The following is a 25235-nucleotide window of genomic DNA, read 5'->3' as shown; positions in this document are numbered from 1 at the left end:
GGGCCTGGTCGTCACCGAACAGGAGCGTGGCGGGGTCAGATTCTGCTGCCGATGCTGCGCTGGGCGGAGGTGCAGCATTGGGGCGTGGAGAGGCTGCGTCCTGAGCGCTAGCCTGGGCGGCAATGGCTAGCAGTAGAGGGGCCAGCCACCAGTGCATGCTGCAAATGCTGCGCCTGATATTGCGGGCAAGCAACCGTTCGTTTGGGGAGGGTCGAAGCTATTCTGAAATACTCCCCCGCCAGGGGGAGGTGGCGCCGTAGGCGACGGAGGGGGAGGACCACGCAACAGCGGTTTTGCCTTGCCTCCCCCTCCGTCTGGCGAGTGCCAGCCACCTCCCCCTGGCGGGGAGGATCGAGTAGCTCAATCCGGCCGCATCGCGTCGGCGATCATCGCCTCCGCCTCGATCAGCAGCGCGTCGTCCGAACTGTTCGTCGAGATCTTCTCCCGCCCGATCAGCGTCAGCACCGGCACCGCGAGCGGCGTGACCCGCTCCAGGTCGACATGCACCATCGTCGCCGCCGCGCGGTCGAGCAGAGACGCGAGCCGCCCGACATCCGTCATCCGCGCCCGCGCGTCCGCCCACGCCGCCTCCAGCAACAAATGCGTCGGCTCGTACTTGCGCAGGACGTCGTAGATCAGGTCGGTCGAAAACGTCACCTGCTTGCCGGTCTTGCGCTTGCCCGGATGCTGGCGCTCGACCAGCCCGCCGATCACCGCGACCTCGCGAAAAGCGCGCTTCAACAGGTGCGATTGCTGCACCCATTCGACGAACTCGTGCTCCAGGATATCCGCCGAGAACAGTGTCGCCGGATCGACGATCTTCTCCAGCCCGTATACCGCCAGCGCATAATCATTGGCGACGAAGCCGAGCGGTTTCAGCCCCTGCGTCTCCATCCGCCGCGTGATCAGCATGCCGAGCGACTGGTGCGCGTTCCACCCCTCGAAACTGTACGCGACCATGTAGTGCCGCCCCTCGCGCGGGAACGTCTCGACCAGCAGCTGGCCGGGCTCGGGCATGACCGATCGATACGCCTGCATCTCCAGCCATTCGCGGACGTCGTCGGGGAAGCGCGCCCAGTCGCCGGGATGCGCGAGGAACCCGCGAACGCGGTCGGCGAGGTTGGTCGACAGTGGCATCCGGCTGCCGCCATAGGTCGGGATCCGCGCGGGCTTCGACGTCGCGCGCACAACCAGATCCTCAAGGTCGATCTTCATCACCTCGAGGCTGAGCCCAGCGAAGAAGAACGTATCGCCGTGACTCAACTGCGCCGCGAACGCCTCCTCGACCCGTCCCAGCACGCGGCCATTGCCGAACCGCACGTTGAGCATCGTCGCCTCGACGATGATGCCTGCATTCAGTCGATGCTGGCCGATGAATTTGGGATGGCTCACCCGCCATGTCCCGTCCGCGTCCTTGGTCAGCCGCTTGAACCGATCATACGCCTTCAGCGAATAGCCGCCGTCGCTGATGAAGTGCAGCACGCGCTCGAACGTCTCGGTCGGCAGCGCGGAATACGGCAGCGCGGAACGGATCTCGTCGAGCAGGTCCGCCTCGCGAAACGGCGCCGCGCACGCGCAGGCCATGACGTGCTGCGCGAGCACGTCGAGAGCACCGACGCGAAAAATGTCCGCATCGAGTTCGCCCGCCTCGACCGCGTCGAGCGCAGCGCGCGCCTCGAGATATTCGAACCGGTTGCCCGGCACGACGATCGCCTGCGACGATTCGTCGAGCCGGTGGTTGGCGCGCCCGATCCGCTGGAGCAGTCGCGACGACCCCTTCGGCGCGCCCATCTGGATCACGCAATCGACATTGCCCCAGTCGACCCCGAGGTCGAGGCTCGACGTCGCGACCAGCGCGCGCAGTTTCCCCTCGGCCATTGCGTTCTCGACCTTCCGTCGCGCCTCCTTGGCCAGGCTGCCATGGTGGACGCCGATCGGCAGGTTCCCTGAATTCACCTTCCACAGATCCTGGAAGATGAGTTCCGCCAGGCTGCGCGTGTTGCAGAACACGATCGAGGTCTCGTGCGCCTCGATCTCCGCCATCACCTGCGCGGCGGCATAGCGGCCCGAATGTCCCGACCATGGCACGCGACCTTCGGGCAGCAGGATCGCGATGTTGGGATCCGCACCGGCCTCGCCACGGACCATCGCGACCTGGTCGATGTCGCCATCGGGGGCGAGCCACGCGCGATAGCCGTCGGCATCTGCGACCGTCGCCGACAGCGCAACGCGGCGCATGCCCGACGAGATCTTCTGCAGGCGCGCCATGCACAATGAGAGCAGATCGCCACGCTTGCCGGTCGCAAACGCGTGAACCTCGTCCACGACGATCGTGCGCAGGTTCTCGAACATCGTGATGCTATCGGGATAGCTCAGCAACAGCGACAGCGATTCGGGCGTGGTAAGCAAAATCTGCGGCGGCTTGATCCGTTGCCGTGCCTTCCGGTCCGACGGCGTATCGCCGGTCCGCGTTTCGACGCGAATATCGACGCCCATCTCGTCGATCGGCGTCAGCAGGTTGCGCTGCACGTCGACCGCCAGCGCCTTCAGCGGCGAGACGTACAGCGTGTGGAGCCCGTTGGTCGGCGCCTCGATCAGTTCGGCAAGCGTCGGAAGGAACCCGGCAAGCGTCTTCCCCGCCCCCGTCGCCGCCACCAGCAGCGCATGATGCCCAGCACGGCCTTCCGCCAGCATCTCGAGCTGATGCCGCCGCGGCCGCCACCCGCGCGTCGCGAACCAGTTTTCGAGGGGAGGGGGGAGGTCGCTCACGGCCTGTTCACGCATCATCGTCATATGGGGGCGTTGCGCCGCACCGCTATGGACGCGGCGCAAACGGCCGGCACACTGCCAAGCCTCTCTTTATGAAAGACGATCGGTGACGCTTCTTCGCTTCTTGCTGCCACTGCCACTGCTCGCTTTTCTCCCCTTCGCCAACGCCAGCGCCGCGACCAAGTCCTTCCTTGGGGCAGGCGGCATGGTCCGGCTGTCCTACCCGTCGGCGCTGACCCCGACGCGCAATTTCGCCGGCCGGGCCCTGATGAACGCCGGTTGGCGCCAGATTTGGGACGGCAGCCCGGTCGGTCGCGGCGTCGGCATCGTCCGCTTCTGGCAGGTCGCCAAGCCAAGCGACGGCCAGGGCCAGGTCACAGAAATAGTGCAGGTCGGTTTCAGCCGCAGCGCCGCGGTCGTCGCGACCTGCGGCACCGCGGGGCTGAAGTCGGGAAGCGGTCGGCGCCTGCCCAACCGGATGCTCGGCGGTCACCGCTGGACGGTCTATGCCAACGGCGACGCGGGGATGAGTCAACAGGTCAACGCGACGAACCTGCGCACCGTCGTCGACGGCACCTGCTACGCGGTCGATCGCGTCACCTACGCGGTCAAGGCGGCGGCGCCGGCACGCAACGCGCCGACCCAGGCGGTCGCCGCGGCCCAGATGGACGCGATCGTCGCGACGATTAAAATAGGCCGCCGCCGCTAATCCGGCGTTCCATGCGATCGGCTCCCGCGAGGTGCGGCGTTGAGACTTGAAGCTATCCTCTAGCGGTCGAGCCGATCGCCGATCTTCGAGCGATTGCTGCTCCAATACAGGTACATAGCGCGGCCGATGATCGTCGTCGTCGGCACCATCCCGACGCCCTGTTGCTCGAGCGGCACGCGACTGTCGGCGGATCGATCGCGATTGTCGCCGAGCACGAAGACATGGCCCGGCGGGACGGTGACCTCGCGCGTGTCGTCGAACAGCGACGTATCCGTGTCGAGTATGCGATGGCTGGATCGTTCGCCCGGCAGGCGTTCCGTCAGAATCGTCGCAGGATGTCGGCCTTCGATATCGTCGACCATCATCCTGCCTTCTGCGTGCTGCGCGACCGCCACCCCATTCACGATCGGCAGGCCAGCGCGCATCGCGATCCTGTCGCCCGCGATCGCCGCGATCCGACTGACCCGGACGCTGTCAGCCGCCTGGAAGACGATCACGTCGCCGCGTCTTGGCGGCCCACGCCAGCGCATGTCGACGACGAACTTGTCACCGCTGCCGATCGTCGGCGCCATGCTGTCGGACGGTGCGAAGAACGGCTTGTAGAAATGGTGCATCATCGGCGGCACGCGTTCCCAAAGGCCCAGCACGACCACGGCGATCAGCGCCAGCGCATACCAGCGCGACCACCAACGCGTGGGACCGCGAAGCCTGCTCTTGCGCCATGTGAGCATGATCGGCACGACGTAAACGGCACCGAACAACGCGATGACCAGCACCAGCGCCGCTACCGCGACACCGTAACCTGTGATGGGAAGGTGCCCCAACCCGAACGTGACGAGTGCGGCAAGTGCGAACTGTGCCATGAAAGTCAGCGCCGCCCCACGCCGATCTCCGACGCGGATCAGCCCAAGTCCGGGCAGGATCAGGTTGAGCGCGGCGACGCCTACCCGTGCTGGCACGCTTCGCCGGTCGACCGGGTCTTCTATCGTATCGTTCATGCGACATCCCCCCGGTGAGCGCCCGCATCGTACTGGACACGGTGCGTTCGGCAATGCTGGCACCGCACGCCCGGTTCACGCGTAGTACTGGCATGGCAAAACTCGGCGACTGGCTCGAACCGCATCCGCACGGCATTCTCGTCAAGCCGATCGACGCCTGGATCGACCCCTCGATCCCGACCGCCAAGGCACTCGTCACGCACGGCCACGCCGATCACGCCCGCGGTGGCCACGAAGCCGTCTGGGCCACACCCGAGACGCTGGCGATCATGGACGCGCGCTACGGCCCGCAGGCCGGCAACCCCGTTGCTTACGGCGAGACGATCCGGATGGGAGAGGTGGACATCGGCTTTGTCCCCGCCGGCCACGTTCTCGGCTCCGCACAGATCGTGCTCGACTATCGCGGCGAGCGGATCGTCGTCTCGGGGGATTACAAACGCCGTGCGGACCCGACCTGCACCCCGTTCGAACCCGTCAAATGCGACGTCTTCATCACCGAAGCCACGTTCGGCCTGCCGGTCTTCCGCCACCCCGACACCGGTGACGAGATCGACAAGCTGATCGCCGCGCTCCACGCCAATCCCGACCGCTGCGTGGTCGTCGGTGCCTATGCGCTCGGCAAGGCGCAGCGCGTGATCGCCGAACTCCGCGAACGCGGGCATGAAGCGCCGATCTACATCCACGGCGCGCTGCAACGGCTGTGCGATCTCTATGCCGAGCACGGCGTCAGGCTCGGCGAACTGCTCCCGGTGGCGGATGCGAAGAAGGCGGATATGGCGGGACACGTCGTGATGTGTCCGCCGGGAGCGCTTAACGATCGCTGGTCGCGGCGGCTGCCCGATCCGATCACCGCGATGGCCAGCGGCTGGATGCGTGTCCGGGGCCGTGCGCGCCAGAAGAACGTCGAGCTCCCGCTGATCCTCAGCGATCACGCCGACTGGGACGAACTGATCGCTACGCTCACCGAGATCGCGCCCCGCGAGGTATGGGTCACGCACGGCCGCGAGGACGCGCTGGTCCACTGGTGCATGACCCGCCAGATCAAGGCGCGCGCGCTGGCGCTCGTGGGGTTCGAGGACGAGGACGACTGAGCCCTTGCGCTTTGTGGAGGCTGCGGCAGGATAGGGTATCGCTTCTGTCGCAAGGATATCCCGTGGCCCGTTCGACCAAGTTCGCCGCTCTGTTGCTGCTCGCGCTTTCCACCACCGCCGTCGCGCAGGACGCGCCGAAGAAGGACAAGTCGGAGACCAACGCCGACCGGATGAAGGCCGAGGTGGAGGCGGACTACGCCAACGCTCCCATCGCCGAGCAGGAGGTCAAGTCGAAGGGGCGCGTCACCGTCGGCGGCAAGTCGCTCGGCTATACCGCGACCGTCGGCACGCTGACGCTGCGCGATACCGAGGGCAAGCCGACCGCGAGTCTGTTCTACACCGGCTACACGCTCGACGGGGTGAAGCCCGGCACCAAACGCCCAGTGACGTTCTTCTACAATGGTGGGCCGGGCTCGCCCAGCTTCTGGCTGCACATGGGCTCGTTCGCGCCGGTTCGGCTGCGCACGGCCAACCCCGAATACATCAAGCCCGCGCCCTATGATTTCGGTCCCAATCCCGACACGCTGCTCGACAAGACCGACATGGTGTTCATCGACGCGGTCGGCACCGGCTATTCGCGGCCGCTCGGCGATACCAAGCCCTCCGCGTTCTACGGCGTCGACGAGGATGCCGACGCGTTCGCCAAGGGCATATTGCGGTACGCCACCAAATACGGCCGCTGGAATAGCCCGAAATTCCTGTTCGGCGAAAGCTACGGCACCACCCGCTCGGGCGCGCTCGCATACCAGTTGCAGGATCGCGGGATGGCGCTCAACGGCGTCGTGCTGCTGTCGTCGATCATGAACTATGGCTATCGCCAGCCTGGGCTCGACGAGATCTACCTCAACTATTTGCCGAGCTATGCGGCGAGCGCCTGGTATCATAACCGGCTCCAGAACCGCCCTGCCGACGTCGCCACCACGGTCGCCGAAGCGCGTGCATTCGCGACCGGACCCTATGCGGCGGCACTGTCGAAGGGCCAGACGATCCCGGATGCGGAACGCGATGCGGTCGCCAACCGGATGAGTCAGCTGATCGGCATCTCGCCCGACTTCATCAAGCGCGCCAACCTCCGCATCGATCTCGCCCGCTTCCAGAAGGAACTGTTGCGTGATCAACGTCTCACGCTCGGCCGGTTCGACTCGCGCTACACCGGAGTCGACAGCGACGCGGCGGGCGAGCGGCCGGAGACGGACGCGTCGGACACCGCGATCGCCGGCGCGTTCATCGCCACGTTCAACGATTACGTGACGCACACGCTCGGCTACAAGACCGAGATGCCCTACCGCCTCAGTGCACGCGATGCGCCCGGCTGGACGTGGAACTGGAAGCACGATGCGCCGGGTCGCGGCGGCCAGTCGCAGAACAACCCCAACACCGCGGTCGATCTGGCGGCGGCGATGCGCGAGAATCCGTATCTCAACGTACTGTCGATGAACGGTTATTATGACATGGCGACGCCGTTCTTCGGGACGGAGAACGACCTCGGGCACATGATGCTCGATCCCTCACGGCAGCGGAACCTGGCGTTTCGCTATTATCCTGCGGGGCACATGACGTATCTCAACCCCGAGGCGCTGCACCAGATGAAGGCGGATTTGGCGCGCTGGTATGATCAGGCGATCGGCGAGGCGCGAAGCGCAACGCCACCGGGTGGCGCAAGCGTGTCGGGGGCGGGGGACCCGGGGCAGGTTCCGAACTGAGCCATTCCTGAGTACGCCACCCCGGCGAAGGCCGGGGCCCAGTTGGGAAACGTAGCTGAGGGATGTTGCGCGTCGTTACTTAGGACCCGCCAACTGGGCCCCGGCCTCCGCCGGGGTGGTGCTCTCTTTCGAAACGTAACTCTCCCACCCGCGCGCAACGCCTACCGAACCCCCTCCAGCGCTTTTGCACGCCGCCGCTGTACCGAACTTCCGATCCCGAGCGCCTCGCGGTATTTGGCCACGGTCCGGCGTGCGATGTCGAAGCCTTTGCCGTTAAGTAACTCCACTAGCGTGTCGTCCGACAGGATCTTCGCACCCTCGGTATCGATCAGCGCCCGAATCGCCGATTTCACCGCCTGCGCCGACACCGCCTCGCCGCCGTCCGCGGACTGGATCGCGCTCGTGAAGAAATATTTCAGCTCGTACAGCCCGCGCGCGCACGACAGGTATTTGTTGCTCGTCACGCGGCTGACGGTCGATTCGTGCATCTCGATCGCGTCCGCCACCTGGCGCAGCGTCAGTGGGCGCAGGTGCGCGACGCCCTTCAGGAAAAACGCCTCCTGCTGCTTCACGATCTCGGTGGCGACCTTGATGATCGTCCGCTGGCGCTGGTCGAGCGCCTTCACCAGCCAGTTCGCGCTCGCGAGGCAATCGCTCAGCCAAGCCTTCGACGCCTTGTCCTGCTGCCCGCCCGAGAGTTCGGTGTAGTAACTCCGATTCACCAGCACGCGCGGCAGCGTGGTGGCGTTGATCTCGATCGCCCAGCCCGCCTTGGTCCGCGCCACGAACAGGTCCGGCGTCACCGACTGCGCCGGCTCGCCCCCATAGCGGCACCCAGGCTTCGGATCATAACCGCGCAATTCGCGGATCATGTCGGCCATGTCCTCGTCGTCGACATCGCACATCCGCTTCAACCGCGTCAGTTCGCCGCGCGCAAGCAGGTCGAGGTTGTCGATCAACCGCGCCATGCACGGATCGTAGCGATCGGCTTCCTTCGCCTGCAACGCGAGGCACTCTGAAAGATCCCGTGCGCCGACGCCGGTCGGGTCGAAGGTCTGGATCGTGGCGAGCACGCGCTCGACGCGGACCAGCGGCACGCCTAGCCGGTTGGCGATGTCGAGCAGCGACACGGTCAGGTATCCCGCCTCGTCGATCTGGTCGATCAGGTGCGCAGCGATGAAGGCGTCCTCGCGAGGGATCGCCGGCCCGGCCTGTGCGAGCAGGTGGTCCGCGAGGCTGAGGCTGGTATCCGCGAACGCGTCCAGATCGGGGCCGTCCTCGCCGCCCGCTCCCCCCGCGCTCGCGCCGGTCATCGACAGCGCGCCGTCCATCCCGCTGCCGCCGTCGGCGACGCTGTCCTGCTGGTGGCTTTCGGTGGCGTAATCGACATCGAGCGTTGGTTCGTCACCGGCGCCGGTACCCGAGACCAGTTCGTCGGCCGCCACGCGTTCGTCGCGGACTTCGGCAACGGGCTCGCGGTCGGGGGCGTCGCTATCCTCGGCAGCGCTGGCTTCGAGCAACGGGTTGCGCTCGACTTCCTCGGCGATGAACCCCTCGATCTCCAGGTTCGACAGCGCCAGCAGCTTGATCGCCTGCTGGAGCTGCGGGGTCATCACCAGCGACTGCGACTGGCGGATGTCCAGGCGAGGGGCGAGGCTCACTAAATCCTCTCCTGCAAGGGGAGGTGGCGGCGCGACGCGTCGACGGAGGGGGCTCGCGTCTGACGCTGCGTTTGCGGAAAGCCCCCTCCACCAGCTTTGCTGGTTCCCCTCCCCGTGCCGGGGAGGAATGGATGCGCGAGCTTGTTCATAAGCTTAAAGCGAGAAGCCTTCGCCGAGATACAGGCGCCGGACGTTCGCATCCGCGACCAGTTCCTCGGGCGAGCCGGAGAACAGCACCCGCCCGTCGTAGATGATGTACGCGCGATCCACGATCTCCAGTGTCTCGCGAACGTTGTGGTCGGTGATCAGCACGCCGATGTCGCGACGCTTGAGGTCCTTCACCAGATCACGAATGTCGGCGATCGAGATCGGATCGATGCCCGCGAACGGCTCGTCGAGCAGCATGATCGACGGATCCGCCGCCAGCGCCCGAGCGATTTCCGCACGCCGCCGCTCGCCGCCCGACAACGCCATCGCCGGTGCAGCACGGAGCCGGGTGAGGCCGAACTCCTCGAGCAACGTATCGAGTTTCCGCTGGCGTGCGGCCTTATCCGGCTCGGACAACTCCAGCACGGTCAGGATGTTCTTCTCGATCGTCAGCCCGCGAAAGATCGACGTTTCCTGCGGCAGATAGCCGAGACCAAGGATCGCGCGCCGGTACATCGGCAGCTTCGTGATGTCCTCGCCGTCGAGCATAATGCGGCCCGAGTCGGGCTTCACCAAGCCCATCACCGAGTAGAAGCACGTCGTCTTGCCCGCGCCGTTGGGCCCTAGCAGCCCGACGACTTCACCGCGCCCAACCGACACCGACACGTCGGTCAGCACGACGCGCTTATCGTAGGACTTCGCGATCGAGACGACCTGAAGCCCGTTGTTCACCGGAGGCTCGGAGATCGGGGCGACGTCCTCGATCGGGGGCAGCGTGGTGGCGTCCATGGGATCAGGCCCTCGCAATAATCAGTCGCCGAACACTCGGCATGAATGGTGCCGCCGAACGCTCGGCAGACGGTTGGCAAGAAACATGAAGGAGCGCGCCGTTCGAAGGAAGCCCTCGCGACATGCTCACAGGCTCAGTTGCGCTTGGGGACCGAGAACGTACCGGTCACGCGACCGCCGGTCTGCGTGACGGTGCCACCACTCGCTGCCGATCCGCCCGCGCTGCCGCCTGCGACCGACGACCCGTCGATCACCGAACGCCCGGTGTCGAGGTTCATTGTCAGGCGCCCGCCGTTCACGGTGTTGCCCGCCTGCGTCAGCGTGACCGCGCCGAGCATCGTGATGACGCGCCGATTGAGATCGTAGATCGCATACTGGCTTCTGGCCGTCTGGTCGGGGCGCTTGACGATCACGCCGCCCGACGCGTCGAGTCGCGAGACCTGCGGGTTCCCGCCGATCACCTGGCCGGTGTACGCCACCGTCATCCGCGCCGAGTTCAGCGTCATCTCGGCCTGCTTGACCGCGACGTTGCCCGACAGGATGGCGCGGTTCGCCTTGTCCTGCAGCTCGATATGATCCGCGCCGAAATCGATCGGGGCGTTGGAATTGTGCGCCTGCTGCGCGACCGCGGTCGTGGAGAGCAAGACGGCGGACAGGCCGGCGAAGATGTGAGTGGCGCGCATGGCGGCTATTTCGGCCCTCTGGGGATGATCCGCAAGCGCGCATTGCCATCGAGCGTAACGGTCCGCTCTTCCAGGTTCGCGCGCAGCTTGTTCGCCCTGAACGTGCCCTGCTGGACGGTGCCGGTCGCCGCCCCGCCGCTTTCGAGCGTACGCGCCTTCATGTCGATGGTCGCGTTGGTAGTCTTCAGGTCGTACCCACCCGCCGCGGTGGCGTTGAGCGGGCCGAACAGCTGCACCTTCTCGGTGTCCATGTCGTAGCGGCCGGTGTTCGCCTTGATGTTGGCGGGGCCGTCGGTCAGCTGGATCTGCGCGGCGAGCTGGTTGAGCTGGACGATCGGCTCGGCCGAGCTTTTCTGGATCGCCGAGGCCGCGTCGAGCGTGAACGCCTGGCCTTTCGTATCCTCGCCGCGATAGCGCGCCGCCTGCGTCTTCATCCGCTCCTGCGCGACGTCGACCTTGTTCTTGTCGAGCAGGAACGACACGTCGCCGCCCGCGGTCAGCGGCGCCATCACCAGGAACGCCGCCAGCACGCCGATCGCGGTCGGCAGGCCGACGCGGGCGATCGCCACGAACCGATCGTGGCTGCCACCGGGCGCGGCCCAGTCCTGTCGCGCGCTACGGACGCGACGGGCGACGGGTGAGGGGGGCGGAACGTCCATCAAGCGTGTGCGAAAATGTCGATTTCGGGCCAGCCGGCGATATCGAGCGCGGCACGAGTCGGCAGGAAGTCGAAGCAGGCTTGCGCTAGCTCCATCCGGCCTTCGCGAATCAGCCGCTTGTCGAGCTCGGTCCGCAGCCGGTGGAGAAAGCGGACGTCGGACGCCGCGTAATCCTTCTGCGCCTCGGACAGTTCGGGGCTGCCCCAGTCAGACGACTGCTGCTGCTTCGAGATATCCTGGCCGAGCAGTTCGCGGACGATTTCCTTGAGACCGTGGCGATCGGTGTAGGTCCGCACCAGCCGCGACGCGATCTTGGTGCAATAAACCGGTGCCGCGACGACGCCGAGATAATATTGGACCGCCGCGATATCGAACCGGCCGAAATGATAGAGCTTCACGCGGGCCGGATCGGCCAGCAACGCCTTCAGATTGGGCGCGTCGTAGCCGGCACCCGCGGCGAATCGGACGAGGTGCTCGTCGGGGCCGCCATCGGAAAGCTGCACGAGGCATAACCGGTCGCGAGGCGTGATCAGCCCCATCGTCTCGGTATCGACGGCGATCGCGGCGCCGGCCGCGAACAGGTCGGCGGGAATGTCGCCTTCGTGGAGATGAACTGTCATGCGCCGGCCGTAGCCGCCCGAGGCTGAACGCTCAATGCCTCTATCTGCGTCACCGATCCAAATCAGGCGACAAGAAGGCTTTGCGATCGTCGATGCGACGAGTCGTGGCTCGCGAGCGACACTTGCGTCAGTATCGATCCAAATCGCGGGGCCCGGGATCAGAATCTATTCGCGACGGCTTGTATTTTGCGCTAAGGGTCCCCTCAAGGCGCAAAAGGTTTCGCGCTGGAAAACCTGCGTTCGTCGTCCGGCACAAGGGTTTTGAGAAATTTGCGGGCGAACCGGGAAGACGAACAGAGCTTATGGGTTTCGATAAAGGTGGCCGCGGGAACCGTGGCGGGCGTGGCCGCGACAAGCGCGACAGCTTCGGCGGCGGCGACAACGAGTTCGGCGGCGGCAGCAGCTTTGGCGGTGGCGGCGATCGGTTCGGCGGCGGCGGCGGCGGCGGTAGCAGCTATGGCGGCGGCGGCGGCTCGAGCTACGGTGGCGGCGGTGGCAGCAGCTACGGCGGCGGCAGCAGCTTCGGTGGCGGCAGCGGCGGCGGCGGCGGTGGTTACCGCGGCGGCGGTGGTGGCGGCGGCTTCTCGGGCGGTGGCGGCGGCGGCGGTGGTCGCGGCATGCCTCCCCAGGTCGTCGGCGAAGGCACGGGCGTCGTAAAGTTCTTTAACGCGCAGAAGGGCTTCGGCTTCGTCGTTCGCGATGACGGCGGCGAGGACGTGTTCGTCCACATCAGCGCCGTCGAGCAGGCCGGCATGGTCGCTCTCGCCGAGGGTCAGCCGCTCGGCTTCACGCTTGTCGACCGCGGTGGCCGTATCTCGGCAACCGACCTCAAGATCGACGGCGAGCCGATGGCCGTCACCGATCGCGGCCCGCCGCGTGACCGTGATGCCGGCCCGGGCGCGCCCCGTGGTGGCGATCGCGACCGCGACGGTGGTGCAGGTGGCGCACAGCGTCAGCTCACCGGCGAGAAGGCGACCGGTACGGTCAAGTTCTTCAACGCGATGAAGGGCTTCGGCTTCATCCAGCGCGACGACGGACAGCCTGACGCATTCGTCCACATCTCGGCCGTCGAGCGCGCCGGCATGTCGACGCTGAACGAGGGCGACAAGCTCGAGTTCGAGCTCGAAGTCGATCGTCGCGGCAAGTACGCAGCGGTGAACCTGAGCGCAGGCGGCTGATAGCTGTCTGACTCAGAACGCTGATCGTACCGTGTTCGGTAGGATAATGATTGCGGCCGGTTTCGCTTTGGCGGGACCGGCCGTTCTCGTTTCATCGTCTTCGCTGTCGTCCGCGGCCCAGGCCGGGCAGGGTGCTGTCGCAGCTCCGCGCGAGCTGACCCGCGTGCCGGTGTTCTCGGCGACGGTCGTCGCGCGCTATCCGCACGACCGCACCGCGTTCACCGAAGGGCTGCTCTGGCACGACGGTGCGCTCTACGAGAGCACGGGGCAGGAGCGGCAATCCGACGTCCGTCGCGTCTCGCTCAAGAACGGCAAGATCCTCGCCAGGGCGCGAATCGATCCTGCGCAGTTCGGCGAGGGCCTTGCGCTGTGGAAGGACCAGCTCGTCAGCCTCACCTGGCATGACGGCATCGCGCACCGCTGGGACGTTCGCACGCTGAAACCCAAGGGACAGAACCGCTACACCGGCGAAGGCTGGGGGCTGACCAGCGACGGCGTCTCGCTGCTCCAGTCCGACGGCAGTTCCGACATCATCGTCCGCGATCCGCTAACGCTGGCCGAGCGCAAGCGCGTGGCGGTGACGATCGACGGCCGCCCGTTACGCGACATCAACGAACTCGAATATGTCCACGGCGCGCTGCTCGCCAACGTCTGGCACACTGGCTTCCTCGTCCGCATCGATCCCGCGTCCGGCAAGGTAACTGCGGTCATCGACCTCCGCCCGCTGGTCGCCGAAGTCGCCGCGACCGATCCAGAGGCCGTGCTCAACGGCATTGCCTGGGACGCGAAGGCGGACCGTCTGTTCGTGACGGGCAAATACTGGCCGACGCTCTTCGAGATCAAGATCGCCACCACGCCGCAATAGTCCGCGCGGTTTAGTTTCCTTAACAGCGCTCCTCTGCTTGTTCTCCCGCGAAGGCGGGAGCCCAGACTGGACTCCCGCCTTCGCGGGAGAACAAATAGTGCTGCCGCCATGCCGCTTAGAGCCTAACTCGTCATCCCGGCGAAAGCTGGGGTATCCCCGTTTGGCAGGCGCGTGCCCCACATGCTGCGATCCCAGCGTTCGCTGGATGACGGTTGGGAGGCGGAAGTTCGGGACAGTGTCGGGATTGTAATAGGGGTCACAAGATAGCGTATCGCCCAGCCTTAAAACCCATGCCCCGCACTCGGCGCCACCGCCCGTATCGTCGCCAGCACATGCCGCAGCAGGCCATCCGCATCGTGACGGATATTATGCCCCCCCGGCATCCCGACCTTCCGCGCGTTCGCCGTCGTCAGCAGCGGGCACAGGCTGTCGGTTTCCTCCACCCCATAGATGCAGGTGAGTGGCGCCCAGGTCAGCTGGCTACCGGTGGTCGCGCCCATGCTGTCGGGCGTGCCGTGATCGTACAGCAAGCTGGACGGATCGGCGCGATAGAACACCGTGTCACCCGGCAGGATCAGCACGATCGCGGCGACGCGTGGCCGCAAGTCCGCCGGCAGGTTGGCGAGTCCGGTCTGGACGATATCCGCGCCGTAGGATTGCCCCATCACCACGACCCGCTTCGCCCCGGTCCGCGAGAGCGCCGTCCGTACGCCCTCCGCAATGATCGCATCGAGTTCCTGTCGCGTCCGATGCTCCGCGAACAACGCTGGCGTGGTGATCCCGACGACCGGGATGCCGTGCTCGGTCAGCCCCCGCGAAGTCGACGCGCCGAGCAGGAACCGCAGCCCCATATCGCCCGAGAAGTTCACCACCGCGATCGGTGGCGGTCCCGACGCCTGGACGCCGATCGCCGGATACACATGCACCGGATCGCGGTCGAAATAGCCCGCTAGGTAGACGAACAGCATGACGATCGCGGAGAGGATGCCGGTCACCCACGCGCCGCGCCGCCAACGCCGTGCGGATGCCGTGCGCGGCTGTTTCGAATTTTTCACCGGACCGTCCTTACGCGTACCAAGATCAGGCGCGATAGCCCGCATCGCCACCTACTTTGATGAAGCGCCGATTACGTAATCATCCGCTTGAGCGTCTCGATCCGGTCCGCCTCCGCTGCGGGCTTGTCCGTCCTGATCCGCGCGATCCGCGGAAAGCGCATCGCCACGCCCGATTTATGACGTTTCGAGTCGTGCAGCGAATCGAACGCGATCTCCAACACCAGCGTCTTCTCCACCTCGCGCACCGGCCCGAACCGGTTCTGCGTATGGTTGCGCACGAAGCTGTCGAGCATTTTGAGCTCTTCGTCGGTAATCCCGGAATACGCCTTCCCCACAGGAAGCAGCTCGCCCTCCTCGGTCCAGCACCCGAAGGTGTAGTCCGAATAATAAGACGACCGCCGCCCCGACCCCCGTTGTGCGTACATCATAACGCAGTCGGCGGTCAGCGGATCACGCTTCCATTTATACCAGAGCCCGGCGCGCCGTCCGCCGACATAGGGCGAATCGCGACGCTTGAGCATCACGCCCTCGATCGCCGCGTCGCGCGAGGTCGCGCGAATCGCCTCCAGCGCCGTGAAGTCGTCCGCCTCGATCACCGCGCTCAGGTCGAACCGCTCGGGATCCAACTGCGGCACGAACGCCTCCAGCCGCGCGCGCCGCTCGGTCCAGGGCAGCGCGCGCAAATCCTCGTCGCCGTCGAGCAACAGGTCATAGAGCCGCACGAACGCAGGATAGTCCGCTAGCATCTTCGCCGACACGGTCTTGCGTCCGAGCCTTTGCTGGAGCGCGTTGAAGCTCGCCGCCCCGCCGCCATCCTCCAGCGTCCCGCCCTGGTGCTCGCCCTTCACTAGCAATTCGCCGTCGACCGTTCCCGGCGTCCGGAACGCAGCGGCGATCTCGGGGAAGCTGCCCGTCACGTCGTCGCCGGTCCGGCTGTAAAGCCGTGTCTCTCCCGCGACATGGACGATCTGGACGCGGATGCCGTCCCATTTCCACTCGGCGGCATAGTCGACAAGGTCGACGCGGAGGTCTTCGAGTCCGTGTGCGAGCATGAACGGCCGAAAAACGGGGACGTCCGCCGGCGTCGGCTGCTCTCCGGTCCCTTCCGCCCATGCGAACAAGCTCGGATACGGCGCATCGAGTCCGTGCCAGACCTCCTCGACCGCATCGACATCGAGCCCGAACGCATCCGCCAGCGCCGTCTTCGCCAACCGCGCCGACACGCCGATCCGCAACGCGCCCGTCGCCATCTTGAGCAACGCGAACCGCTCCTCGGCATCGGACCGGTCGAGCATGTCCGCCAGCGCACCCGGCGCATCGGCCCGCGACAGCGCTGCCAGCCGCTCGACGACGTCGGTGATCGACAAGGGGGTCGGGTCGACCGGAACCGTCGGCTCGGGCCAGAGCAGCGCGACCGTCTCCGCGGTATCGCCGACATAATCGCGGCTCATCCGGAACAGCACCGGATCGACGCGCTCCTCGATCAACCCGCGGATCACAGCGGACTTCACGCCCTTGAGATCGAGATCGCCGGTCAGCGCCGCCATCGCCCAGCCACGATCCGGATCGGGCGTCGCGCGCAGGTAATCCGCAATCAGCTTCAGCTTGGCGTTACGCGACCGAGTGTAGGTGAGCGAGTCGAGCAGGGCGGCAAAAGCATGCATCGTCGTTCAACGCGCCTGCTGCCCGAAGGGATGCAGAGGCGAAACGACCGCCGCCCGGTGGCTCCGGCGACGGTTAATCCGGACATTTCGAAGTTGTCGGGCAATTGAGGGTGGAGTGGCCTTACAATCCTCCCCCGCAAGGGGGAGATGTCTGGCCTTTGCCAGACGGAGGGGGAGGTAAGCGGGAACTGATGTTCCGTGTCCTCCCCCTCCGTCGCCTACCGGCGCCACCTCCCCCTGGCGGGGGAGGATTGAGGCGACGGCGCCGAGCTCAACCCTTGCGGCTGGCCTCGAACAGGAACCACGCGCGCTCTTCGGCATGATCCGTCCACTCGTCGACGATCCCGCTCGTCGCGTTGTCCTTGGCGGCGTCGGCAGCGTCCTTGACGATGCGGAACTGCTCGACGAGCTTCAGATTGTCCTCGCGCAGTTCGGCGAGCATCTCGGTCGGGCCCACGAACGCCATGTCGTTGTCGGCGATCGTCTGGTGCCGCGAGATATCGCCGATCGAGCGCAAAGTCGTGTTGCCGGTCTTGCGCACGCGCTCGGCGATCGCGTCGGTCACGCCGATGATCTGCGCGGACTGGTCGTCGAGCAGCAAATGATAGTCGCGGAAATGCGGCCCCGACATGTGCCAGTGGAAATTCTTGGTCTTGAGATACAGCGCATAGCAATCGGCGAGCGCGGCATTCAGCGCGTCGGCGACCGACTTGGTGCTGTTGCTCGGCAGGTCGGTCGGCGTGTCAAGGGCAGGGTTGATCTCGGCCATGTTTAGCTCCCGTTGGAAAGTCGTCGCTGGAACGATCCGAACGCACACTTGCTCCCGGCCGTCAGACCAAGCGTAGTGCGCCGAGCGCCAGGACGATACCGAAGATCAGAAACACGGTGCCGATGGCGATGCGGAGCGGCTTGAGCGGCAGTTTCAGCCACGCTGCCTCGCCCATCAGCGCAGCGGGGACGATCACCACCAGCGAGCCGATCGTCGCGCCGATCGCCGCGAGGGCCGGGACGGGCGTCCGCGCGGCAAGCGTCAGGACGATGAACTGAACGCCGTCTCCAAACGCCAGGATGAACAGGCCAAGTGCGGTGGTGGCGATCGCGCCGATTGTCCAGCGATCCAGCCGCTCGGGTGCCTTGGCCGGAAAGAACGATCCACCACCCTGCAACAGCAACGCGAGCGCGAGCATCAGTTGTTGCGCATTGGGGGCAAGCTTCGGCCCGATCACCGCGCCGAGCGCCGCCGCCAAGCCGCTCGCCGCGAACAACGCCAGCGCCGCCATCGCGATCACAAGACCAGGCTTTCGGTATCGGTCCGACAGGATCGCCGCGAGCCACGCCGTTCGATCGCCGACCTGTGCGAGCGCCGCCGCGACCAGCGCTGCCATCAACGCGTCCATGAATTATCCCGCAAGGCGCACCGAACACGCTGCGGCGAACGCGTGGCACGCCTGGACGTCCTGCCGCTCGCACCCGACCGCATCGCGTAGGATCGACAGCCAGCCATGCACCAGCGCGCCATGCTCGCCGCGCGACAGCGCCGAATCGACGAAGTGCGCGACCGTGACCGCCGGGTTGAGGCCGTTGGTATGCGCGATCACGCGGATCGCATCGATCTCGGTGGCGATGTCGCAGGGGCGGGAATAGGGCGCTCGGACATCGATCGCCGCGATTCGCGCCGCGAGATCGGCTTTCACCGCGATCATGTCGTCGATTCGAATCAGCGCCTGCCCCACGATCCCGCTCCTGTCTTTATCTGATGATATGATGCGCTTGTGGTCGTGAATAGCGGGTTAAATGAACGATCTCGACGCGCAGCGACGGGGTAAAGCTTGACTTCGCTCCCTACGTCCGCCATGCGCCGCCCCTGATGGAGCGGCGGCGTCAGTTCGCCGCTTTCGCATTTTCAAGCCATAGGAATTGGGCTCATGGCCAAGCCGACCACCGTAAAGATCAAGCTGCTCAGCACCGCTGACACCGGCTTCTTCTACGTCACCAAGAAGAATCCCCGTACCAAGACTGAGAAGCTCTCCTTCTCGAAGTACGATCCCGTCGTGCGCAAGCATGTCGAGTTCAAGGAAGCCAAGATCAAGTAATCCGGTCGGCGGTGCGAACCGCCGTCTGATTGCGAAGATCCGAAAAGCCGCGGATAGCGATATCCGCGGCTTTTGGCGTTCGTGGATTCCCTCCTCCATTCGTCCCCCCTCCCGTTCGTCCTGAGTAGCCATCGAGTAGTCGCCGTAGGCGGCGTATCGAGATGGCGTATCGAAGGACAGGTTGGCGCGCGGAACCCATGCTTCGATACGAGCCCTCGATACGCTTCTGACGAAGCTACTCGGTCTCTACTCAGCACGAATGGGGGTGGGGGTTCGGGTAGGCAGCGAATTTCAGGTGGAAGCAACGGGCAGGCGGAGCAGATGGATATCCGCGCGCTCCCACCTCAGATCAGCGCCCCGACCGCATCCATGAACCGCGCCAGGCTGATCGGCTTGGACACATACGAGTCCGCGCCCGCAGCCCGGATCCGCTCCTCGTCCTCGCGCCCCGCATACGCCGTCACCGCCATCACGGGGATCGCGCGCAAGTCCTCATCCGCCTTCAGTTCGAGGATGATCTCGTAGCCGGTGACGTGCGGCATCTGGATGTCCATGATGATCAGGTCGGGCACGAATTCCCGCGCTTTCGCAACGGCTTCGCGGCCGTCGCGCACGGGCTCTACGGCGAACTGATGCGCGCGCAGCAGGTCGCAGAATAATTTGAGGTTGAGTTCGTTGTCCTCGACAACGAGCACCTTCTTTGTCACCGCCGCACCTTATCCGGAAAGAAGGCACGATAGGCAATGCGCGACCGTGATTCAAACGAAGACGCCGAAGCGCTCGCCCTGCGTGCGCTGGTATGGACGCTGGTCGAGCCCGATCGCGCTATGCGATTGCTGTCGGTGACCGGCCTTGAGCCGCATGACCTCCGCGCTCGGGCGAGCGACCCGACGGTGCTGTCCGCGGCGCTCGGCTTTCTCGAAAACCACGAGCCGGACCTGATTGCCTGCGCCGAGTCGCTGGGTGTGAAGCCAGAGGCACTCGTCCGCGCACACGCCAAGCTGGACCAGGGAGAATTTGAAGCATGAGGCCGTTGCTGATCAGCGATTGCGACGAAGTGCTGCTGCACATGGTCAAGCATTTCGGCGTCTGGCTCGACGAGCGCCACGACATCGACTTCGCGATCCAGCACGGCGATTTCTCGACCGCGATGACGCGGCGTGACGGTGGCCCGCCGCCGTCGCGCGAGGACATGTGGGCGATGCTGGGTGAGTTCTTTCCCGGCGAGATGCACCGCCAGACGCTGGTACCGCATGCGGTCGAGGCGTTGGAGCGGCTGGCCCAGGTGGCGGACATCGTCATCCTCACCAACCTCCAAGACGAATGCCGCCAGCCGCGGATCGAACAGCTGGCGAAGTTCGGCATCGAACACCGGGTCGAATGCAACCAGGGCGGCAAGGGGACGCCGGTGTCGCGGCTGGTCGCGGAATACGGCTCGCCGGTGACGGTGTTCGTCGACGATCTGGCGGTGCATCACGAGTCGGTCGCCAAGCACGCGCCGGGGGTGCACCGGCTGCACATGGTCTCGGAACCGACGCTGGCGGTGAACGTGCCGAAGGCGCCCGAGGCGCATGCGCGGATCGACGACTGGCGCGAAGCGGCGGACTGGATCGCCGCACGGTTCGAAGCGGGCTTGCCGGCGGACGCCTGAGTCGCCCACGTCACCACGAACACAGCATTCTCCCCTCCCTGAAAGGGAGGGGTTGGGGGTGGGTAGGCCGGCTTTGGTCGCCACCGTTCCGTGCAATGCGGAAGCCGACCCACCCCCGGCCCTTCCCTTCCAGGGAGGGGGAGCAGAAGGGGCCCCTTGACCCATCCCCCACCGCTGTGGTGATACCTCACCCATGACCGATCGTATCGACCGCAAGCTCGAAGAGCTGGGCCTCACCCTCCCGCAGGCTGCCGCACCCGTGGCGTCCTACGTCCCGACCGTGCTGGCGAACGGCACGCTCTACATCTCGGGCCAGTTGCCGTTCAAGGACGGCGCGCTGGTTACCGGTCGCGTTGGAGACGGCGTGTCGCTCGAAGACGCGCAAGAGGCTGCCAAGCTCTGCGCGCTCATGCTCGTCGCACAGATGAAGGCCGCTCTCGGCACGCTCGGTCGCGTCGAGCGGATCGTGAAGCTCGGCGTGTTCGTCAACTCGACCGGCGATTTCACTGACCAGGCGAAAGTCGCCAATGGCGCCTCGGACCTGATGGTTGCGCTGTTCGGCGATGCCGGCAAGCATGCGCGCGCGGCAGTCGGCGTTCCTGTCCTCCCGCTCGGCGCCGCTGTCGAGATCGACGCGATCGTTCAAGTTTCCGCCTGACGGACTTGTTCTATCGCGAAAGCGGGAGTCCAGGGTCGCCAACCGCAGCCCATGTGGCCCTCGGCTCCCGCCTTTGCGATAGAACAGCGTTTGGGACGGATGGCTGTTTTCCTTCGAGATAAGCTGACGCGCCCTTTGCTATCGGCACCCCGCTACCCCAAATGTCGCGGATGAACGCCGTCACAGCCCGCATCGCCCAAGGCGTCACCTCGATCGCGGCCGAGGATTGGGAGGCGTGTTCCGGCACCGCCAACCCGTTCGTCGGCCACGCCTTCCTCTCCGCGCTCGAAGCCTCGAAAAGCGTCGGTGGCCGTTCCGGCTGGCAGGCGCTGCCGGTGGTGGTCGATGGCCCCGACGGCAAGCCCGCCGCGATCGCGCCCGCCTATGCCAAGAGCCACAGCCAGGGCGAATACGTGTTCGACCAGGGCTGGGCCGACGCGTGGGAGCGGGCAGGGGGGCAATATTACCCAAAGCTTCAGATCGCAGCACCGTTCAGCCCGGTTCCCGGCCCGCGCCTGCTGCTCCGCGACCGCGAGCAAGCCCCTGCGCTGATCGCCGCCCTGGAGGCGGTCACCGACCAGAGCGGGCTATCCTCCGCGCACGCCACCTTCATCGACCCCGACGAAGTGGCGCTGTTCGAGGCGGCGGGCTGGCTGATCCGCCAAGGCACGCAATTCCACTGGAAAAACGACGGCTATGCGAGCTTCGACGACTTCCTTGCCGTCCTAGCCAGCCGCAAGCGCAAGGCTATCCGCAAGGAGCGCGCCGCCGCCGTCGAAGGCCTGACGATTCGCCACCTCGTCGGCGCCGAAATCACGCCCGCGCACTGGGATGCGTTCTGGGTTTTCTACCAGGACACCGGCAGCCGCAAATGGGGCCAGCCCTACTTGACGCGCGGCTTCTTCGACCAGATCGGCAAGACAATGGGCGACCGCGTGTTGCTCATTCTCGCCGAGCGTGATGGCGTACCGATCGCCGGTGCCCTCAACCTGATCGGCGACGACACGCTCTACGGCCGATACTGGGGCGCGACGGAGGAGGTGCCGTTCCTCCACTTCGAACTCTGCTATTACCAGGCGATCGACGCCGCCATCGCGCGCGGCCTGAAGACCGTCGAGGCCGGCGCGCAAGGCGAACACAAGCTCGCGCGTGGCTATGCCCCGGTCGCGACCTATTCCGCCCACTACATCCCCGACCCGAACTTCCGCCGCGCGATCGCCGACTATCTCGTCCGCGAGCGCGAAGCCGTCGCCGAACAGCAGGAGTATCTCGGCGAGCTTACTCCGTTCCGGCGGGGCGAGCAGCAGCAACCCGGTTGACGCGGTACAACAGGCTGGTGCCATCGCGCCGGATGAGCGTCAGGTCGCGGACCAGTTTCGAATCGAACTTCGGCGGGTGGATCAGCCAGACATAATCAAACGCATCGCGCGGGAATTTCTGCAGCGCGACGCCGATCGGCCGCCAGAACTGGCCACGGCACTTGATGTCGCTGACGATCTCGGACGGATCGTGAGCAAAGCCCTTCGCCGCCGGATAGTGCGTCGTCATCAACTGCGCGCCCGCCATCGACCACTGATCGTTGGTGAATGCCAGCCGCCGCTCGAGCAGCAGCGCCGGCACATGCTCGAGCCGCGAATAGGCCCAGTCGTCGCGACACCGCCGCCCGACGAACGACACGACGCGCGAGTGCTCGGGCACCGTATCGATCGCCGCGATCGCCTGGTCGTAGCTGCGATCGTACATTAGGTAGCTGACCGTCGTCCCCGCCAGCCGCACGCCGAAGAATGCGAAGCCCAGCACCGCAAGCACCGCCGCGCCGCGTAGCGACAGCCCGTGCCGCGGCCGCAGCGCGATCACCGCGATCCCCAGCATGAACGGCGCGAGTCGCATGTCGGCATAGGCCGAGCCGAACACGATCCGCGGCAACAGGACGTACACGATCGCGAGGAACAGCGCCGACAGGCTCAGGTTGCGCGAATATTCGATGGTTTGGTCGCGCACGCCGCGGAACAGGATCACGAACAGCACGGTCACCGACGCGATGTCGAACGTCATCCACCGATCGCGCAGGACCATCGTGATCCAGTTCATCTTCCAGCGCCAGTTGAACCAGTCCTGCGTCTTGCCGCCGACATGATCGCCCGAGCGCCAGACGATCATCATCACCATCGGCAACGCGAGCGGCAGGCAGTTCAGCCCCGCCTGGATGCACGCCTTGAACCAGCCATGCGCCCAGCTCTTGGGATCGCTGTCGCGGCGGATGTCGTGCTGGCGGATCAGCTCGGCGGAGAAGGCGAGCACGCCCAGCACACCCCAGCCGAACGTATGGCACAGCCACAACAGGCACGAGACGGGCACGAAGATGATGGTCCGGAGCTGCCGCCGGTCGAGGCGCCCCATCCGCAGCCACAGCGCGAACAGATTGAGCGCGAGCGCCATGCCGAGCGCAAAATTCACGAATCCGAACTGGAACGGATAGCTGTAGGCGAGCGGCAGCGCGAACAATGCGGTCGCGGGGATTCGCCCATGCACCTCGCGGGCGATCCACAGCAGCCCGGTCACGGTGAGCGCGGGGATCGCCATCACGATCAGCTTCACCGCCAGCTGCAACCCGAAGATCGGTGCAAGCGGCACGATCAACAGGTCGATGCCGAGGTTGCCGATCATCTGCCAGCGGAAGTTATACCACTGATTCAACCAGGGATTGTCGGCGATCGCCAACTGGACGCGGTACCGGCCCATATGCCCGGGGAGGTCGACCAGCGGCGGTATTTCTGGCCACAGCAACGGTATGATCGATGCGATCGCAACCGCGGCAACGAATGCGCGCGTCTGCCACCAATGCAGCTTTTCCCCCTGAGTAATCATATCGTCGAACCCTAGGGGCGGGTGGGCGCACTAGACAAGTGCGCGCACGACGAGTTGACGATCTTCCCCGCAAACTTCGACATTAGACTGAGGTCCGACGGGGAACGGGTTACTGGTCGCCCCTACTGATCACGCCGTCCGAGCAGGCGCAGCCGCAATGCGTTCAGCTTGATGAAGCCCGCCGCATCGCGCTGGTCGTAGGCGCCCTGGTCGTCCTCGAACGTCACGACCTTCTCCGAATACAGCGAGTTCGGCGACTTGCGGCCGACCACGTACACGCCGCCCTTGTAGAGCTTCAAACGGACGGTGCCCGATACCTTCTCCTGGCTGTGGTCGATCGCCGCCTGCAGCATCTCGCGCTCGGGGCTGAACCAGAAGCCGTTGTAGATCAGCTCCGCATAGCGCGGTGCCAGCTCGTCCTTCAGGTGCGCGGCGCCGCGGTCGAGCGTCAGCTGCTCGATACCGCGGTGTGCGAGGTGATAGATCGTGCCGCCTGGCGTCTCGTACATGCCGCGGCTCTTCATGCCGACGAAGCGGTTCTCGACGAGGTCGAGACGGCCGATGCCGTGGCGACGACCGTATTCGTTGAGCGTTGACAGCAGGGTGGCCGGGCTCATGCCCTCGCCGTTGATCGCGACGCCGTCGCCGCGCTCGAAATCGATCGTGATGTACTCAGGGACGTCGGGCGCGTCCTCGGGGTTCACCGTGCGCGAGTAGACATAGTCCGGGACCTCGTCCCAAGGGTTCTCGAGCACGAGGCCTTCGCTCGACGTGTGCAGCATGTTCGCGTCGGTCGAGAACGGCGCCTGGCCGCGCTTGTCCTTGCTGACCGGAATCTGGTGCTGCTCGGCGAACTCGATCAGGCGCGTGCGGCTCGTCAGGTCCCACTCGCGCCACGGCGCGATGACCTTGATGTCGGGCGACAGCGCGTAATAGCCGAGCTCGAAGCGGACCTGGTCGTTGCCCTTGCCGGTCGCGCCGTGGCTGACCGCGTCGGCGCCGACCATCTTGGCGATCTCGATCTGGCGCTTGGCGATCAGCGGCCGCGCGATCGAGGTGCCGAGCAGGTACAGCCCCTCGTACAGCGCGTTCGAGCGCATCATCGGGAACACGTAATCCCGCACGAACTCCTCGCGCAGATCGTCGACGAAGATGTGCTCGGGCTTGACGCCCATCATCTCGGCCTTGGCGCGCGCCGGCTCGAGTTCCTCGCCCTGGCCAAGATCGGCGGTGAAGGTCACGACTTCGCAGTTATACGTCTGCTGGAGCCATTTCAGGATCACGCTCGTGTCCAGGCCACCGGAATAGGCGAGCACGACGCGGTTGATCTGATCGGTCACGGGCAGAATCCTTCGGGCAATATCCAATGCCCGC

The 25235-nt window shown here is 65.7% G+C and carries 25 protein-coding genes; 10 read left to right on the top strand and 15 right to left on the bottom strand.

Annotated features, from left to right (window positions below):
* Positions 1–360: 360 nt before the first annotated feature.
* Entirely contained in the window at positions 361–2787 is a 2427-nt protein-coding gene (locus tag J4O76_RS01845; RefSeq protein WP_426279917.1) for a ligase-associated DNA damage response DEXH box helicase, read from the bottom strand.
* 88 nt (positions 2788–2875) lie between these two features.
* On the opposite strand from J4O76_RS01845, the gene J4O76_RS01840 reads away from it, so the two are divergent.
* Positions 2876–3478: a hypothetical protein gene (locus J4O76_RS01840; protein ID WP_426279916.1), complete on the top strand. Its 603-nt coding sequence runs from the start codon at positions 2876–2878 to the stop codon at positions 3476–3478.
* A gap of 59 nt (positions 3479–3537) precedes the next feature.
* Here the strand turns inward: J4O76_RS01840 and lepB are convergent, their stop codons facing one another.
* A complete protein-coding gene (gene lepB, locus J4O76_RS01835) occupies positions 3538–4476 on the bottom strand; it encodes a signal peptidase I (protein WP_426279915.1) in 939 nt (312 codons plus the stop codon).
* Positions 4477–4568: 92 nt separating this feature from the next.
* On the opposite strand from lepB, the gene J4O76_RS01830 reads away from it, so the two are divergent.
* Both J4O76_RS01830 and J4O76_RS01825 read left to right on the top strand, forming a co-directional pair.
* Complete coding sequence (locus tag J4O76_RS01830) at positions 4569–5567, top strand: ligase-associated DNA damage response exonuclease (protein ID WP_133029610.1); 999 nt, start codon at positions 4569–4571, stop codon at positions 5565–5567.
* Between the two features lie 62 nt (positions 5568–5629).
* Positions 5630–7270, top strand: coding sequence for a S10 family peptidase (locus J4O76_RS01825; RefSeq protein WP_426279914.1), 1641 nt, complete (start codon positions 5630–5632; stop codon positions 7268–7270).
* Positions 7271–7431: 161 nt separating this feature from the next.
* Here the strand turns inward: J4O76_RS01825 and rpoN are convergent, their stop codons facing one another.
* From rpoN to J4O76_RS01800, 5 genes are all read right to left on the bottom strand, one after another.
* Positions 7432–8931 carry an RNA polymerase factor sigma-54 gene (gene rpoN / locus J4O76_RS01820; protein WP_426279913.1) on the bottom strand — a complete coding sequence of 500 codons (1500 nt, stop codon included), beginning with the start codon at positions 8929–8931 and terminating at the stop codon, positions 7432–7434.
* 153 nt (positions 8932–9084) lie between these two features.
* Positions 9085–9867 (bottom strand): LPS export ABC transporter ATP-binding protein, encoded by a 783-nt coding sequence (lptB, locus tag J4O76_RS01815; RefSeq protein ID WP_056063598.1) that lies wholly within the window; start codon positions 9865–9867, stop codon positions 9085–9087.
* 134 nt (positions 9868–10001) lie between these two features.
* Entirely contained in the window at positions 10002–10550 is a 549-nt protein-coding gene (locus J4O76_RS01810; RefSeq protein ID WP_426279912.1) for an LptA/OstA family protein, read from the bottom strand.
* 5 nt (positions 10551–10555) lie between these two features.
* The gene (gene lptC / locus J4O76_RS01805; RefSeq protein ID WP_426279911.1) at positions 10556–11209 is read right to left on the bottom strand and encodes an LPS export ABC transporter periplasmic protein LptC; all 654 of its coding nucleotides are present in this window, start codon (positions 11207–11209) and stop codon (positions 10556–10558) included.
* Positions 11209–11829 carry a ribonuclease D gene (locus tag J4O76_RS01800; protein WP_056063589.1) on the bottom strand — a complete coding sequence of 207 codons (621 nt, stop codon included), beginning with the start codon at positions 11827–11829 and terminating at the stop codon, positions 11209–11211. The genes lptC and J4O76_RS01800 overlap by 1 nt, the downstream gene beginning before the upstream one ends.
* A gap of 302 nt (positions 11830–12131) precedes the next feature.
* On the opposite strand from J4O76_RS01800, the gene J4O76_RS01795 reads away from it, so the two are divergent.
* Both J4O76_RS01795 and J4O76_RS01790 read left to right on the top strand, forming a co-directional pair.
* The gene (locus J4O76_RS01795; protein WP_426279910.1) at positions 12132–13007 is read left to right on the top strand and encodes a cold-shock protein; all 876 of its coding nucleotides are present in this window, start codon (positions 12132–12134) and stop codon (positions 13005–13007) included.
* Positions 13008–13053: 46 nt separating this feature from the next.
* Entirely contained in the window at positions 13054–13872 is an 819-nt protein-coding gene (locus J4O76_RS01790) for a glutaminyl-peptide cyclotransferase (protein ID WP_426279909.1), read from the top strand.
* Positions 13873–14153: 281 nt separating this feature from the next.
* On the opposite strand, the gene J4O76_RS01785 is transcribed toward J4O76_RS01790, so the two are convergent.
* From J4O76_RS01785 to J4O76_RS01765, 5 genes are all read right to left on the bottom strand, one after another.
* Positions 14154–14927, bottom strand: a complete 774-nt coding sequence (locus J4O76_RS01785; protein ID WP_426279908.1) for an AcvB/VirJ family lysyl-phosphatidylglycerol hydrolase — start codon at positions 14925–14927, stop codon at positions 14154–14156.
* Positions 14928–14998: 71 nt separating this feature from the next.
* Positions 14999–16591, bottom strand: a complete 1593-nt coding sequence (locus J4O76_RS01780; protein WP_426279907.1) for a cisplatin damage response ATP-dependent DNA ligase — start codon at positions 16589–16591, stop codon at positions 14999–15001.
* A gap of 271 nt (positions 16592–16862) precedes the next feature.
* On the bottom strand, positions 16863–17360 hold the full coding sequence (locus tag J4O76_RS01775) for a Dps family protein (protein ID WP_056063578.1): 498 nt from the start codon (positions 17358–17360) through the stop codon (positions 16863–16865).
* 61 nt (positions 17361–17421) lie between these two features.
* Entirely contained in the window at positions 17422–17988 is a 567-nt protein-coding gene (locus J4O76_RS01770; protein ID WP_426279906.1) for a TMEM165/GDT1 family protein, read from the bottom strand.
* Positions 17989–17991: 3 nt separating this feature from the next.
* On the bottom strand, positions 17992–18324 hold the full coding sequence (locus J4O76_RS01765; RefSeq protein WP_426279905.1) for a hypothetical protein: 333 nt from the start codon (positions 18322–18324) through the stop codon (positions 17992–17994).
* 192 nt (positions 18325–18516) lie between these two features.
* Between J4O76_RS01765 and rpmG the strand changes: the two genes are divergently transcribed.
* Complete coding sequence (gene rpmG, locus J4O76_RS01760) at positions 18517–18684, top strand: 50S ribosomal protein L33 (RefSeq protein ID WP_055881863.1); 168 nt, start codon at positions 18517–18519, stop codon at positions 18682–18684.
* A 344-nt stretch (positions 18685–19028) separates the two neighbouring features.
* On the opposite strand, the gene J4O76_RS01755 is transcribed toward rpmG, so the two are convergent.
* The gene (locus J4O76_RS01755) at positions 19029–19391 is read right to left on the bottom strand and encodes a response regulator (RefSeq protein WP_426279904.1); all 363 of its coding nucleotides are present in this window, start codon (positions 19389–19391) and stop codon (positions 19029–19031) included.
* 36 nt (positions 19392–19427) lie between these two features.
* On the opposite strand from J4O76_RS01755, the gene J4O76_RS01750 reads away from it, so the two are divergent.
* From J4O76_RS01750 to J4O76_RS01735, 4 genes are all read left to right on the top strand, one after another.
* On the top strand, positions 19428–19712 hold the full coding sequence (locus J4O76_RS01750; protein WP_056054478.1) for a DUF3572 domain-containing protein: 285 nt from the start codon (positions 19428–19430) through the stop codon (positions 19710–19712).
* Entirely contained in the window at positions 19709–20335 is a 627-nt protein-coding gene (locus tag J4O76_RS01745; protein ID WP_426279903.1) for an HAD family hydrolase, read from the top strand. The genes J4O76_RS01750 and J4O76_RS01745 overlap by 4 nt, the downstream gene beginning before the upstream one ends.
* 193 nt (positions 20336–20528) lie before the next feature.
* Positions 20529–20993 (top strand): RidA family protein, encoded by a 465-nt coding sequence (locus J4O76_RS01740; RefSeq protein ID WP_426279902.1) that lies wholly within the window; start codon positions 20529–20531, stop codon positions 20991–20993.
* 170 nt (positions 20994–21163) lie between these two features.
* Complete coding sequence (locus J4O76_RS01735; RefSeq protein ID WP_426279901.1) at positions 21164–22312, top strand: GNAT family N-acetyltransferase; 1149 nt, start codon at positions 21164–21166, stop codon at positions 22310–22312.
* Here the strand turns inward: J4O76_RS01735 and J4O76_RS01730 are convergent.
* Both J4O76_RS01730 and J4O76_RS01725 read right to left on the bottom strand, forming a co-directional pair.
* Entirely contained in the window at positions 22272–23861 is a 1590-nt protein-coding gene (locus J4O76_RS01730) for a hypothetical protein (protein WP_426279900.1), read from the bottom strand. The genes J4O76_RS01735 and J4O76_RS01730 overlap by 41 nt on opposite strands.
* Positions 23862–23983: 122 nt before the next feature.
* Entirely contained in the window at positions 23984–25201 is a 1218-nt protein-coding gene (locus J4O76_RS01725) for an argininosuccinate synthase (protein ID WP_426279899.1), read from the bottom strand.
* Positions 25202–25235: the final 34 nt, after the last annotated feature.

This window comes from Sphingomonas sp. NFX23 (genome assembly GCF_049887795.1).
Taxonomy (GTDB): domain Bacteria; phylum Pseudomonadota; class Alphaproteobacteria; order Sphingomonadales; family Sphingomonadaceae; genus Sphingomonas.
Note: the sequence above shows the minus strand (reverse complement) of the source record. Positions and strands in the feature narration are given on the sequence as shown.